The organism is Streptomyces sp. NPDC107550 (assembly GCF_055639095.1).
Window position 1 is genome coordinate 123,276 of record NZ_JBVKBC010000018.1, and the last position, 13,835, is coordinate 137,110.

Sequence of the window (13,835 nt, forward strand, 5' to 3'; positions counted from 1 at the left end):
ACGTCTGACCCCGCCGGGGAAGGGGCGGCGAGGGCCTTTGCATAAACATGAGTAGTGATGCATACTCTTCCTATGTCCAAGGTCCTCACCTCCCTCCCCGTCGGCGAGCGCGTCGGCATCGCCTTCTCGGGTGGCCTCGACACCTCCGTCGCGGTCGCATGGATGCGCGACAAGGGCGCCGTCCCGTGCACGTACACGGCGAACATCGGCCAGTACGACGAGCCCGACATCGACTCGGTCCCGGGCCGTGCGCAGACCTACGGCGCCGAGATCGCGCGCCTGGTCGACTGCCGCGCGGCGCTGGTCGAGGAGGGCCTGGCCGCGCTGACCTGCGGGGCGTTCCACATCCGCAGCGGCGGGCGCGCCTACTTCAACACCACCCCGCTGGGCCGCGCCGTCACCGGCACGCTCCTGGTGCGGGCGATGCTGGAGGACGACGTCCAGATCTGGGGCGACGGTTCGACGTTCAAGGGCAACGACATCGAGCGGTTCTACCGCTACGGCCTGCTCGCCAACCCGAACCTGCGGATCTACAAGCCGTGGCTCGACGCGGACTTCGTGACCGAGCTGGGCGGGCGCAAGGAGATGTCGGAGTGGCTGGTCGCCCATGACCTGCCCTACCGGGACTCCACGGAGAAGGCGTACTCCACCGACGCCAACATCTGGGGCGCCACGCACGAGGCCAAGACGCTGGAGCATCTGAACGTCTCGCTGGAGACGGTCGAGCCGATCATGGGCGTCAAGTTCTGGGACCCGTCGGTCGAGATCCCGACCGAGGACGTCACCATCGGCTTCGACAAGGGCCGGCCGGTGACGATCAACGGCAAGGAGTTCGGCTCCGCCGTCGACCTCGTCATGGAGGCCAACGCGATCGGCGGCCGGCACGGGCTCGGCATGTCCGACCAGATCGAGAACCGGATCATCGAGGCCAAGAGCCGCGGCATCTACGAGGCGCCCGGCATGGCCCTGCTGCACGCCGCGTACGAGCGCCTGGTCAACGCCATCCACAACGAGGACACCCTCGCCCAGTACCACGCCGAGGGCCGCCGGCTCGGGCGCCTGATGTACGAGGGCCGCTGGCTGGACCCGCAGGCCCTGATGATCCGCGAGTCGCTCCAGCGCTGGGTCGGCGCCGCCGTCACCGGCGAGGTCACCCTGCGGCTGCGGCGCGGCGAGGACTACTCGATCCTCGACACGACCGGCCCGGCGTTCTCGTACCACCCGGACAAGCTGTCGATGGAGCGGACCGAGGACTCGGCGTTCGGGCCCGTCGACCGCATCGGCCAGCTCACCATGCGCAACCTCGACATCGCGGACTCCCGCGCCAAGCTGGAGCAGTACGCGGGCATCGGCCTGATCGGCAGCGCCGACCCGGCGATCGGTGCCGCGCAGGCCGCCGCGACCGGGCTCATCGGCGCGATGCCCGAGGGCGGCGCCGAGGCCATCGCCTCCCGCGGCGAGGTCTCCGGCGACGACGCGGCGCTGGACCGCGCGGCGATGGAGTTCGGCACGGACTGATCTCCGGCGCCCAGCGCGCCCCGGTGCGAGAGGTCGGCCCCCACCTACGGCGTAGGCGGGGGCAGACCTCTTTCACGCCCTCAGGCCCCGGGGCGCCGGACCCGCTCACTCGCGCCCGGCGCCCCGGGGCCCGCGACCCGAGTGCCCAGCATCCCCACGCCCGGAACCCGCGTGCCGGGAACCCGAGCGCCCCGCGCCGGACCCCCGTACGACCACTGCCACGACCGCCCGGCGCCCGGACCCGCGCGCACGTACTCACTTCCGCATGCCCGTCCCTGAGTACCGCCCGCGCTGGGTGCGCGCGGCCACCCAACGTGTCCGCCGCGCTACCCGACCGCCCTCGAACCCCCAGTTCAGGGCCGCCCGCTGATACGGGTTTCCGCGCAGCGGTGGCCGTACGGCAAGATGGGTGTATCTGCCCTCACGCGGTGGAGCCGCTCACGCGGGGCCTTTGCTGCGACACTTCGACTGCCGGACGGTTTCTCTTGGCTGAGTTCATCTACACCATGCGCAAGACGCGCAAGGCGCACGGCGACAAGGTGATCCTCGACGATGTCACCCTGAGCTTCCTTCCCGGGGCGAAGATCGGCGTCGTCGGGCCGAACGGTGCCGGTAAGTCGACCGTGCTGAAGATCATGGCGGGCCTGGAGCAGCCGTCGAACGGTGACGCGTTCCTGACGCCCGGTTACACCGTCGGCATCCTCATGCAGGAGCCCAAGCTCGACGAGTCCAAGACCGTCCTGGAGAACGTGCAGGACGGCGCCGCCGAGATCATGGGCAAGCTCAAGCGCTTCAACGAGGTCGCCGAGCTGATGGCGACCGACTACAGCGACGCGCTGATGGAGGAGATGGGCAAGCTCCAGGAGGACCTCGACCACGCCAACGCGTGGGACCTGGACAGCCAGCTCGACCAGGCCATGGAGGCGCTCGGCTGCCCGCCCGGCGACTGGCCCGTCACCAACCTCTCCGGTGGCGAGAAGCGCCGCGTCGCGCTCTGCAAGCTGCTGATCGAGGCGCCCGACCTGCTGCTCCTCGACGAGCCCACCAACCACCTCGACGCCGAGTCCGTGAACTGGCTGGAGCAGCACCTGGCCCAGTACAAGGGCACCGTCGTGGCCATCACCCACGACCGGTACTTCCTGGACAACGTCGCCGAGTGGATCCTGGAGCTGGACCGCGGGCGCGCCATCGCCTACGAGGGCAACTACTCCACGTACCTCCAGAAGAAGTCCGAGCGCCTCAAGGTCGAGGGCAAGAAGGACGAGAAGCGCCAGAAGCGCCTCAAGGAGGAGCTGGAGTGGGTCCGCTCCAACGCCAAGGGCCGCCAGACCAAGTCCAAGTCGCGTCTCGCGCGCTACGAGGAGATGGCCGCCGAGGCGGAGAAGATGCGGAAGCTGGACTTCGAGGAGATCCAGATCCCGCCGGGCCCGCGCCTGGGCAGCATCGTGGTCGAGGTCGAGCACCTCAGCAAGGCGTTCGGTGACAAGGTCCTCGTCGACGACCTCAGCTTCACCCTCCCGCGCAACGGCATCGTCGGCGTCATCGGCCCGAACGGCGCCGGCAAGACGACCCTGTTCAAGATGATCCAGGGCCTGGAGCAGCCGGACTCCGGTTCGATCAAGGTCGGCGACACGGTCAAGATCTCGTACGTCGACCAGAACCGGTCGAACATCGACCCGAAGAAGACGCTGTGGGCCGTCGTCTCCGACGAGCTGGACTACATCAACGTCGGCCAGGTCGAGATGCCCTCGCGCGCGTACGTGTCGGCGTTCGGCTTCAAGGGCCCCGACCAGCAGAAGCCGGCCGGTGTGCTCTCCGGCGGTGAGCGCAACCGCCTGAACCTCGCGCTCACCCTCAAGCAGGGCGGCAACCTGCTGCTCCTCGACGAGCCGACGAACGACCTGGACGTCGAGACCCTCTCCAGCCTGGAGAACGCGCTCCTTGAGTTCCCCGGCTGCGCCGTGGTCGTCTCCCACGACCGCTGGTTCCTGGACCGCGTGGCGACGCACATCCTCGCCTACGAGGGCAACTCCAAGTGGTTCTGGTTCGAGGGTAACTTCGAGTCGTACGAGAAGAACAAGATCGAGCGGCTCGGCCCGGACGCGGCCCGTCCGCACCGCGCCACCTACAAGAAGCTGACCCGCGGCTGATGGCTCGCCACACCTACGCCTGCCCCCTGCGCTGGGCGGACATGGACGCGTACGGGCACGTCAACAACGTCGTGTTCCTCCGCTACTTGGAGGAGGCCCGCATCGACTTCCTGTTCCGCCCGGACAAGGACTTCCAGCAGGGGTCTGTGGTGGCGCGCCATGAGATCGACTACAAGCGGCAGTTGGTGCACCGGCACGCGCCGGTCAGCATCGATCTGTGGGTCACCGAGATCCGCGCCGCGTCCTTCACCCTCGCCTACGAGGTGAAGGACGCGGACGAGGTCTACGTGCGGGCGTCGACGGTCATCGTGCCGTTCGACTTCGAGGCGCAGCGTCCGCGCCGGATCACCGCCGAGGAACGGGAGTTCCTGGAGGAGTACCGGGACGACGAGGACGCCTCGGGGGCGCTCGCGGCATGAGCGCGCCCGTGCTGTCCCTGGCCGACGCGGGGGAGGCGGCGGACCTCGCCGCCTTCCTCGGCCGGCTGTTGCACTACGACAAGGCCGCCGCCGTACGGGTCCAGGCTCAGGCCGGCGGGCAGGCGCTCGCCGTGTTCGGGCGCCCGCCCTCGTTCGAGGTGCTGGCCGTGCGCGCGGCCCGGCTGCTCAAGCCGTACGAGAACGGTGTCGACGGCACCCTCGATGTCACCGTCTCCGCGGGCGAGTTGCTGGACGCCGTCGACGAGGGCGCCGCGCGTCTCGCCGTTCCCGCGGCCGTCACCGGGCCGCCCTGGGCCGGTGTCCTGCCCCCGCGCGGCGGCTGGGAGCGCGTCGAGGACTTCCCCGGCGCGGACGCGCTGCGGGCGCTCGTGAAGGCGGCGGTCGGTGAATTCCGGGCGCGCGTCGAGGAGTTGGCGCCCGAGACCCGCACCCGCGCCGAACTCGACCGGGTGGGACGGGAGATCTGGTCGCGGGAGATCGGCGCGAGCGGCGCGCCTGTCCGGCTCGCGCACGCGGCGGTCTCCCTGGGCTTTCTGCGCGGACCCGGCGACGCGGTGGACCTGCTGGCGTCCGGGTCGTGGCTGCGGCTGCGCACCCCGTACGGCGCCGTCGTCGTCCGGCGCGCCACGGCCGGCCTCGGCGACCTCCTGGTCGCCCCCCGCCACTGACCTGCGTCGGACACCCTCCGGTCCCGGGTCAGTGGTTCTGGTCGTCCGGCCAGATCTGGATGTGGTCCTCCTCCTTCTCCAGGAGCACGCGGTCCCGCATGCCCAGCGACTGGGTGTACTCGGCGGGGAGCTGGAGCCGCCCCGCGCGGTCCAGCATCGCGTACTCGCGGGAGACCAGGGACTCCTGGCCGGTCGCCGCGTCCACCTGCGTGTGGCGCAGCACCTCCGTGGAGGTGCGGCCGTCGCGGATGGCGACCGTGCGGCGCACCTCGGAGGCGACCGCCTGGTCGTGGGTGACGATGACGACGGTCGTGCCCAACTCCTCGTTGGCCGTGCGGAACGCGGCGAAGATCTGCTCGCCGGTGTGCGAGTCGAGTTCGCCGGTCGGCTCGTCGGCGAGCAGAACCCTCGGCTCGTTGGCGAGGGCGACCGCGATGGCCACCCGCTGCTGCTGGCCGCCGGACATCTGCGCGGGGCGCCGGTCGCGGCAGTCGGCGACGCCGAGCAGGTCGAGCAGGTGCGTGGCGCGTTCCGCCTTCTCGGCGCGCTTGACGCGGCCCCTCAACTGCATGGGCAGCGCCACGTTCTGAGTCGCCGTCAGATACGGCAGGAGGTTGCGGGCGGTCTGCTGCCAGACGAAGCCGACGGCCTCGCGCCGGTAGCGCAGCCGGTCCTTCGCGGTCATCGTCAGCAGATCGTGCCCGGCGACCTTCGCGGCCCCGGCGGTCGGCTCGTCGAGCCCGGCGAGGATGTTCATCAGGGTGGACTTGCCGCTGCCCGACGCGCCCACCAGCGCCATCAACTCGCCTTCCCGTACGAGGAGATCGAGCCCCTGGAGGGCCTGCACCTCGACGCCGTCCGTGGTGAAGATACGGACCAGGCGGTCGCAGGTGATGAGGGCGTCATGGCCGTACGCGGGCCGGTCCTTGTGGGCCGCCGCCCGCTGTTCCAGCTCGCTGAGGCTGGGCGCGGCCTGGGCGTCCCGGGCGTCCTGGGTCATCTCGCTCGGTCTCCTCGGTGTTCCGGTACGGCTGCTACGGCGGGCGCGGCGGGTGTGGCTGGTGCTGCTGCTACGGCGGGTGCGGCTGCTACGCCTTGTCCCGCGGGCGCGGCGGCCGGTCCGGCTCCGGTGCCGCCGTCCACCGCCCTTGTTCCTACGGCGTCAACTCCCCGCACGGCTACGGCACTTCCTCGCCCGCCCGCAGCTCCCGCGCCGCGCTCGTGCGCGCCGCCCACCACGCCTGGAGCGCCGCCGTGCCCGTGGCGAGGAGCAGGACGCACGCGGCCGGCAGCGTCAGGGACAGCGGGTCGGTGCGCAGGTGCGGGGCCGCCGCCGACGCCGCCTGGGCGAGCGCGAGGCTCGTCAGGTCGAGGCCGGGGGAGAGCAGCCTGATCGCCGCCCACCCGGTGAGCACCCCGCCGAGCGCCGCGACCAGCGCCTGTGGCAGCGCCTCCAGGATCAGCAGCCGGCGCGCCTGGCCCCGGGTCAGGCCCATCGTGCGCAGCCGCGCGAGCAGCGCGAGCCGCTCCGGGGTCGCCCGGGCCAGCGCCAGCAGCAGCGCGAGCGCCGCGAACCCGGCGCCGGCGGCGACGGCCGTGGCGTAGATCCCGGCGGCGCCGGTCTGGAGCGCGGAGTCGACGTACCGGGCCCGTTCGGCCGCCCGCAGCCGGACCGTGGCCGCCGGTCCCGCCGCCTTCCGCAGCGCGCCCGCGTCGATGTGATCGCCGCTGAGCAGCAGGGAGTTGGGGCGGGTGGAGGCGCCGGTGGCGCGGGTCAGGGCGCGGGCGTCGACGACGAGGAAGTCGTCCGCGAGGGCCGGGGTCTCGGTGCGGACGGCGGCGAGCCGCAGCGGCACGTTCTCGCCGCGCAGCCACAGCGTCAGGCGGCCGTCCGTGAAGAGGTCCGCGAGGCGGGGCGAGGCGACGACGGGGATCGTGCCGTCGCCGCGTCCGCGCAGCGTGCTCGCGGGGAAGGCGCCCATGCCGGTGGCGCGGGCCAGGCGCGCGTAAGCGTCCGGGTCCACGGCGGCCAGTGGCAGCTTCCGCTTGCCGTCCTTGACCTCGACGTCGAACCGTACGGCCGCCCGCGTCACCGTCCGCACCCCGGCGCTCGCCGCGACGCGGGCCAGGCGCGCGGCGGGCAGCGGGTCCGTACTGTCGACGCGGGCGTCGGCGCCGACGGCGAGGAGCGCCGCGCGGTCCCGGGCGCCATCGATACCGGCGAGGACGCTGCCGCCGAAGGCCGCCGTCGTCAGCGCGGTCAGCAGCGCGAGCAGCGGCAGGACGGCCGTGCCCGCCCCGGCCCTGGCCCGCGCCGACCGGGCGAGCGACAGCAGGCCGACCGCGCCGCGCAGCCGCCCGACCGGCCCGAGCAGTCCGCGCAGCGGCAGCGGGTAGATCCGTACGAGGATGAACGCGGCGACCACGCCCAGCAGGACCGGCGCGAGCGCGACGAGGCTGTCGCCGCCGTCCGTCGCCCCGCGCCTGCGCAGCGCCACGATGGCGCCGACCGCGAGGACGAGGACGGTGAGTTCGGCGACCGTGCGGCGCGCCGAGGGGCGCGCGGTGGCGATGTCGTCGCGGGCCGCGTGCAGCCGGGGCGTCCCGTGCGCGGCCATCGCCCGTACCGGAAGGGCGAGGCAGGCCAGCGCCACGACCGCGCCCGCCGCCCACGCGGACCGGGCGAGGCCCCCGTGGTCCACGGCGACCAGGGCCAGCAGGAAGCCGAGGGCACCCGCCGGGACGGCGACCACCGCCGACTCCGCCAGCAGCCGCCCGCCGATGCCGCGCAGGGACGCGCCGCGCGCCCGCAGCAGCGCCAGTTCGGCGCGCCGCCGGCCGGCCGCGAGCCCGCCCGCCATCAACAGCACTACGGCCGCGACCGTGCCCGTGCCGTACGCGGCGACCGACACCACCGGGGTGATCCCGGCGCGCAGTTCCTCGTACCGGTCGATCACGTCGCCGAGACCCGAGGAGACGTCGGTGATCTCGCTGTGGGACGCCTCCCGCACCTTCAGCAGACCAGGCCCGTCCGTCGTGTACGCCAACGCCTCTTTCAGCGCCGGGATCTGACGTGCCGTCAAGCTGCTGGTGGCGGGGGCGATGCGCCAGTACTGCTCGGCGCGGCCGATCGTGCCGAGGATCGCGGGCGCGGACGCGGGGTGCAGCAACAGGGCGCCCAGCCAGTAGGGCTGGGGCGGGACCGCGCCGTTGAACCGCTGCTGCGCGCCGCGCAGCAGCGGGTCCGCCGACCAGTACGCGCCGGACGGCTCGCGCGCGGTGACGATGCCGGTGATCCGCACCTTGAACGGCGCCGGAAGGTTCGCCAGATGCACCACCGAACCGACCTTGATGTGCATCGCGCGGGCCGTCTCGCGGGTGACGACGGCCTCGGCGCCGTCCCCGTCGTGCGTCTGACGGGGCAGCCGCCCGGCCGTGACCGAGGCGTGCGCGGCGAGCCCGCCCTGCGCGACGAGGACGAACTGCGTGGGCGGATCGTCCGGCCGCGGCAGCCACGAGTCGGTCGCGTCCATGGGCTCCGCCGAGCGCACCCCGTACGAGGACTGCTCCGGGTCGGCGCGCAGCGGACTATGCAGCGACGCCGCGATCTTCTTCGCCACCGCCCGCGACCCCGCGTCGGTGACCTGCTCGGCCCGCGCGTCCGGGGGCAGTTCGATGCCCGGGTCCATCGTGCGCACGTCCAGGACCATCCGGCCGGGCGCCTCGGCGGCGACGGCCTGGCGCAGCCCCCGGTCCTCGTACCGCTCGACGGCGCGCGGGAACGCGGCGGCCAGGCACGAGGTCAGCAGGACCAGCAGCGCGAGCCCCAGGGCCGCGCCCGGCGCGGTCCGCAGCCGGGTCCGCACCCAGGGCGCCACGGCTCTCGTCGTGCCGGACATGTCAGTCGCCTCCCTGGACGCGCAGTGCCGTGGCGGCGCGCGGCGGGCGGCGCAGCGCCAGCCCGGCGGTGATCAGGACGGGGGTCGCGGCCACGCCCGCGAGGAGCAGCGCCACCTGCGGCAGCGGCAGCCGCACCAGGACCTCGGGCACCGGCCGGGTCGCGTCGCCGGTCAGCACGATCAGCGGCACCACGGCCCGGGTCAGGAACACCCCGAGCGCGGTGCCCACCAGCAGGGCGAGCGTCACGAGGACGCCCTGCTCGGCGGCGACGAGCCGGGCCAGCTTGCGGCGGGAGGCGCCGAGCGCGCCGAGGACGGCGAACTCGGCGCCGCGCTCACGCAGCGAGCCCGCCGTGTTCACCGCGAAGCCGACGGCCGCGAGCAGCGCCGCCGCGAGGGCCGCCGCCGCGAGCGCCGACTGCGGGCCCGCGCCCAGCGGGTCGTCGCGCAGCCGCTCGCCGATCTCGGAGCGCACCACGACCTGCGCCGGGTCCATGTCCGGCTCCGCGCGCAGCTCGGCCGCGACCTTCGCGTCCGCGCCGGGCGCCGGGTTCAGCCACCACTCGTCGGGCGCGACCGGGTCGGCCTCGGCGTCGACGAGCGCCCGGTTGAGCTGGCGCAGGTCGAGCAGGAGCGCCCCGCCGTCCTTGGTGCCCTGGCGGGTGTCGGCGCCGGCCGTGGGCAGGGCCCGTACGGACCGTGCGATGCGCACCCGCACGTTCGTGCCGCTCACCGTCACGTCCATGCGCTGGCCGGGGCGGGTGCCGGTGGCCTTCAGATAGGCGTCGGTGGCGACGGCGGCGACCGCGTTCACCGGGGCCCGGTCCGCGCCGAGTTCGACGCGGACGGTGGGTATCTGCTGCATGGAGTCCCGGCCCTCCACCCGCACGGATCCCGAGCTGTACGTGAGGGAGGGGCGCCCGGCCTTGACGGAGGCGTCGTCGAGATCGGGGGAGGTCGGCGCCGTCACCGTCGGGTCGTCGCCGCTCACCGAGGACGACGCCGACCAGGGCACGTCCGCGAGGCTCGTCGCCCGTACGGAACCGTCCTCGCCGACCGCGTCGAGCCCGCGCAGTTCGATCCCGCGGCGCCCGCCCCGGTCCACGGGCACGGGCGCCTCGAAGGCGAAGCCGGTCACGGTCAGCGGCCGGGCCGCCGTACGCAGATCGAGCGTGAGGCGGTGGACGCGGCCGTCGAAGGGCAACTGCCCGGCCTGCACCCGGTAGGCGAGCCCGTAGCGGTCCTCCACGACGGCCGACACGCTCGCCGTCTCGCCCGGCGCGCGGCTCGCGCGCACGGAGAGCCGGGCGCCGGTCGCCGACGCGGGCAGCCGCACCCCCGGGTCGCGGCGCGCGCCCGGCGAGACGGCGGCGAGCAGCCGCCGCTCGGAGGTGTCGGCGAGGTCGGCGCGGAGCATCAGCCCGTCGGGCAGGTGTGCGGTGTCCAGGGCGAGGACGGTGGCGGAGCGTTCACCGCTGAGCGTCGTCTGCTCCCGGTAGGCGGGCGCCGCCTCGCGCACCCCGGGCAGCGTCGCGTACCGGCCCGCCTGCGCCATGCCCGCCTCGGTGGCGAGGACCCGCACCCGGGCGCCCGAACGGAAGTCCGCCTGGTCCTCCTGCGAACGGTCCCAGGACGCGCCCTGCCCGATCGCCAGCATGCCCATCGCCACCGCGAGCACCAGCAGCAGCACCGGACCCGCGCCGCGCATCGGCCGCCGGCTGAACTGCCAGCCCGCGAGCGCCGCGGGCAGGCCACGCCCGCTCGCCGCCCGCCGCTCCGCGAGCCGCGCCACCGGCGGCAGCAGCCGCAGCGTCAGCACGGTCCCCGCGAGCAGCGCGAGCGCGGGCGCCACTACCAGCAGCGGGTCGATGCCGAGCGTGCCCGCCCGGTCCGCGCTGAGCGCGCCCGAGCCGCCCGTCTGCCGGTCCAACTGCCAGTACGCGACGGCCGCGACGATCAGCAGACCCACGTCCGCGCCCGCCCGCACCGGCGCGGGCAGCGCCTTGGCCCGGCCGCCGCCCGGCCCCTGCGCGGTCAGCGCCGGAACCGTCACCGCGAGCGCGCAGCCCACCGCGACGGCCGCCGCCACCAGCCACACCGAGCCCGTGCCCACGCCCACGTCGAGCCGCAGCCCGATCCGCGCCAGCGCGCCCTGCGACGCGACGAGCCGGGTCAGCGGACCGGCGAGCAGCGGCGCGCACACGGCGGCCGGCACCGCGAGCAGCAGCGCCTCGCTCGCCGCGAGCGCCGTGATCCGGGCCCGGGAGCCGCCGCGCGCCCGCAGCGTCCACGTCTCGCCCGCCCGCTCCACGCTCAGCAGCCGCGCCACGAGCAGCAGCGCGTACGCGGCGAGCAGCACCAGTTGCAGCGCCACGATCAGCAGCGTCGAACGCGACACGAGCAGCGCGCGCTCCGCCCGGTCCAGCACGTCCGGCAGGTCCGTGCGCACGGCGGTCGTCCCGGCGAGCGCCTTGCTGCGCAGCAGTTGCCGGGTGCCCGCGTGAGCCGCGTCGCGCAGCGCGCCGATCTCGCCCGTGGTCACCGTCGAGAAGTCCGCGCCGATCAGCCACGCCGACTGCCCGTCGCTGACCTTGCCGCCCGCCACCACCGAACGCGGCGCGAGCAGCGGCCCGTACGTCGTGAAGTCGAGCTTCCGCACCCCGCGACCGCCCAGCTCGTCGAGCGTCCAGTACGGGGACTGCGGGCGCGCGGGGCGGTACAGGCCGGTCAGCGCGACGGTGCGGTCGGGGCCGCCCATCCGGTCGTGCAGGCGCAGCCGGTCGCCGGGGCGCAGCCGGAGCTGCCGGGCGGCGGTCTCGGGCAGTGCCGCCTCGACGACCGCGCCGGACCGCTCCCGGGGCAGGCGTCCCGCCGTCAGGCGTACCTCGGACGGCTCCAGCGAGGCGAACTTCGTCAGATCCGGCTTGTCCGTGCCGGGCTTGCCGGCCTTGGTGCCGCGCGCGGGCAGCCCGTAGGGGCCGGAGACGGTCAGCTCCGCGCGGTGCGTCGGGAGGCCGTCGAAGGTGCGCGCTGCGCCCTTTTCCAGTGCGGCGAGCGCTGCTTTCCGGCCGTCGGCGGAGACGTCCGCGCGGACCAGGAGCGCGGTCGTCGCCGTGTCCCGGGTGCGCAGCGCGTGCCGCAGCGAGGCGTCACCGATCGCCCCGGAGAACGCGCTGAGCATGGCCAGCACCGATGTCGTCAACAGGACGGCCAGCACGGCGGCGGTCAGCAGCAGCCGATGCGCCCGCACCCGTAGCAGGACAAAACCCCACACCCCAGCCGCCCCCGCATCCCCGTTCCACGCCGTGCGCCCCCGAAAGTCTGTCCGGATGCTGTCAGAGGGCGACAGGGTTGGGAAGAGGTCTGTACCGGATCGTGGCCGAATAGCGGTGCGGCCGTGCCGCTGAGCGGTCGGCGGCGGGCCGCGCGGGGGGAGTGGTGGCGGGGAGCGTTGGTGGGGTCAGCCGGCGGTGTTGACCATCGAGGCCGCCGCGTACGTCAGGTAGTTCCACAGCGTCCGCTCGTGCTCCTCGGACAGCCCGAGCGTGTCCACCGCGTCCCGCATGTGCCGCAGCCACGCGTCGTGCGCGGCCCGGTCCACCTGGAACGGCGCGTGCCGCATCCGCAGCCGCGGATGGCCCCGGTGGTCGCTGTACGTACGGGGACCGCCCCAGTACTGCATGAGGAACAGCGCGAGGCGCTCCTCGGCCGGGCCCAGGTCCTCCTCCGGGTACATCGGCCGCAGCAGCGGGTCCTCGGCGACGCCCTCGTAGAAGCGGTGCACCAGGCGGCGGAACGTCTCCTCGCCGCCCACCTGCTCGTAGAACGTCTGCTCCTGAAGCGTGTCGCGCGGGATCTCAGTCACGCCTCCATCGTCTCAGACGCCCCGGCCGAGGACCGAGGACGTAGGTCTTGCCGCCCGGCCCCGCGCGTGCACAGTGGACATATGGACGCACAGGACGCGGAAGGCGCCGAAGCGGCCGCGGCTGCGGCTGCGGCCGCGGGGGCGCGGGCCGGGCTCGTGCGCGCGATCGAGGAGAGCGGGGCGTTCGACGCGGACCCGGGGTGGCGGGAGGCGTTCGCGGCCGTGCCCCGGCACCTGTTCGTCCCCTGCTTCCACCGGCCCGTGCCCGGCGGCGGCTACGAACGCCTGTGGCACGGCGACCCCGATCCCGCCCGGCGCGCGGAGTGGCTGCGCGGGGTCTACGAGGACCAGCCGCTCGCCACCCGGCTGCGCGACGGGGAGCTGATCTCCTCCAGCAGCCAGCCCTCCCTCATGGCGCGGATGCTCGCGGCGCTCGCCGTGCGGGACGGGAACCGGGTGCTGGAGATCGGCGCCGGCACCGGGTACAACGCGGCGCTGCTCGCGTACCGGCTCGGGGAGCGGGCCGTCACCACGATGGACCTCGATCCGGAGATCACCGAGTCCGCCCGTGCGCACCTCGCCGCCGCGGGGCTGCGGGGGGTCGGGGTCGTCACCGGGGACGGGGTGCGGGGGTGTCCCGGGCGCGGGCCCTATGACCGGGTGATCGCCACGTGTGCGCTGCCGGGGGTGCCGGGTGGGTGGCTTCGGCAGGTCGTGCCGGGGGCGGTGATCGTGGCGCCCGTCAGTACGGGGGTCGTCGCGCTGCGGGTGGGGGACGACCTTGTCGCCGAGGGGCGGTTTCTGGAGACGTCCGCGTATTTCGTCGCGCTGCGGGGGGTGGAGGGGGTTCCGGTTCCGTCCGGGGGCGTGCGGGATGAGGAGTTCCGGTTCTTCCTCGGGCTTACGGGGGTTGATGCGGGGGCCGGATTCTCGCTCTGGGAGGAGCTGGGGCGGCCCGGGCGGCCCCGGTTCGGCCTGACGATCACGGAATCGTCCGCCCGAGCCTGGCTGGACACCCCGCGAGCCCCCTACGACTGGCCCCTACGCCAACTCCCTTGACCCGCCGGCGCTGCCATCACCGTCTCGCGCAGTTCCCCGCGCCCCTATCGGGGCACTACGGGTGGGTGGTCGCCTGCGGGCCGGTGGGGCTTCTCGCGCAGTTCCCCGCGCCCCTGAAGCATGCACTTCGTGCAGCTTCCCCTAGGGTCTGTCGTCAAAGTGTCATGTCCACATGAGGAGTGAGGCCAGGGTGATGGCGGCGGTGTATGACTCGGCGGTCTTGTCGTAGCGGGTGG

The 13,835-nt window shown here is 74.0% G+C and carries 9 protein-coding genes; 5 read left to right on the forward strand and 4 right to left on the reverse strand.

Annotated features, from left to right (window positions below):
• The first annotated feature begins 72 nt into the window (after window positions 1-72).
• From argG to ACZ7LY_RS23175, 4 genes are all read left to right on the forward strand, one after another.
• Window positions 73-1,518 carry an argininosuccinate synthase gene (gene argG / locus ACZ7LY_RS23160; protein WP_471626568.1) on the forward strand — a complete coding sequence of 482 codons (1,446 nt, stop codon included), beginning with the start codon at window positions 73-75 and terminating at the stop codon, window positions 1,516-1,518.
• Window positions 1,519-2,003: 485 nt separating this feature from the next.
• Window positions 2,004-3,668 carry an energy-dependent translational throttle protein EttA gene (ettA, locus tag ACZ7LY_RS23165; RefSeq protein ID WP_471626569.1) on the forward strand — a complete coding sequence of 555 codons (1,665 nt, stop codon included), beginning with the start codon at window positions 2,004-2,006 and terminating at the stop codon, window positions 3,666-3,668.
• Window positions 3,668-4,087 carry an acyl-CoA thioesterase gene (locus ACZ7LY_RS23170; protein WP_471626570.1) on the forward strand — a complete coding sequence of 140 codons (420 nt, stop codon included), beginning with the start codon at window positions 3,668-3,670 and terminating at the stop codon, window positions 4,085-4,087. The genes ettA and ACZ7LY_RS23170 overlap by 1 nt, the downstream gene beginning before the upstream one ends.
• The gene (locus ACZ7LY_RS23175; protein ID WP_471626571.1) at window positions 4,084-4,776 is read left to right on the forward strand and encodes a DUF8185 domain-containing protein; all 693 of its coding nucleotides are present in this window, start codon (window positions 4,084-4,086) and stop codon (window positions 4,774-4,776) included. The genes ACZ7LY_RS23170 and ACZ7LY_RS23175 overlap by 4 nt, the downstream gene beginning before the upstream one ends.
• Window positions 4,777-4,804: 28 nt before the next feature.
• Here the strand turns inward: ACZ7LY_RS23175 and ACZ7LY_RS23180 are convergent, their stop codons facing one another.
• The 4 genes from ACZ7LY_RS23180 to ACZ7LY_RS23195 form a co-directional block, all read right to left on the reverse strand.
• A complete protein-coding gene (locus tag ACZ7LY_RS23180; protein ID WP_471626572.1) occupies window positions 4,805-5,776 on the reverse strand; it encodes an ABC transporter ATP-binding protein in 972 nt (323 codons plus the stop codon).
• 178 nt (window positions 5,777-5,954) lie between these two features.
• Complete coding sequence (locus ACZ7LY_RS23185) at window positions 5,955-8,675, reverse strand: ABC transporter permease (protein ID WP_471626573.1); 2,721 nt, start codon at window positions 8,673-8,675, stop codon at window positions 5,955-5,957.
• Between the two features lies 1 nt (window position 8,676).
• Entirely contained in the window at window positions 8,677-11,949 is a 3,273-nt protein-coding gene (locus ACZ7LY_RS23190; RefSeq protein ID WP_471626574.1) for an FtsX-like permease family protein, read from the reverse strand.
• Window positions 11,950-12,135: 186 nt separating this feature from the next.
• Window positions 12,136-12,540, reverse strand: coding sequence for a globin (locus ACZ7LY_RS23195; RefSeq protein ID WP_471626575.1), 405 nt, complete (start codon window positions 12,538-12,540; stop codon window positions 12,136-12,138).
• Window positions 12,541-12,621: 81 nt separating this feature from the next.
• On the opposite strand from ACZ7LY_RS23195, the gene ACZ7LY_RS23200 reads away from it, so the two are divergent.
• Window positions 12,622-13,599, forward strand: coding sequence for a methyltransferase domain-containing protein (locus ACZ7LY_RS23200; RefSeq protein WP_471626576.1), 978 nt, complete (start codon window positions 12,622-12,624; stop codon window positions 13,597-13,599).
• Window positions 13,600-13,835 lie beyond the last annotated feature (236 nt).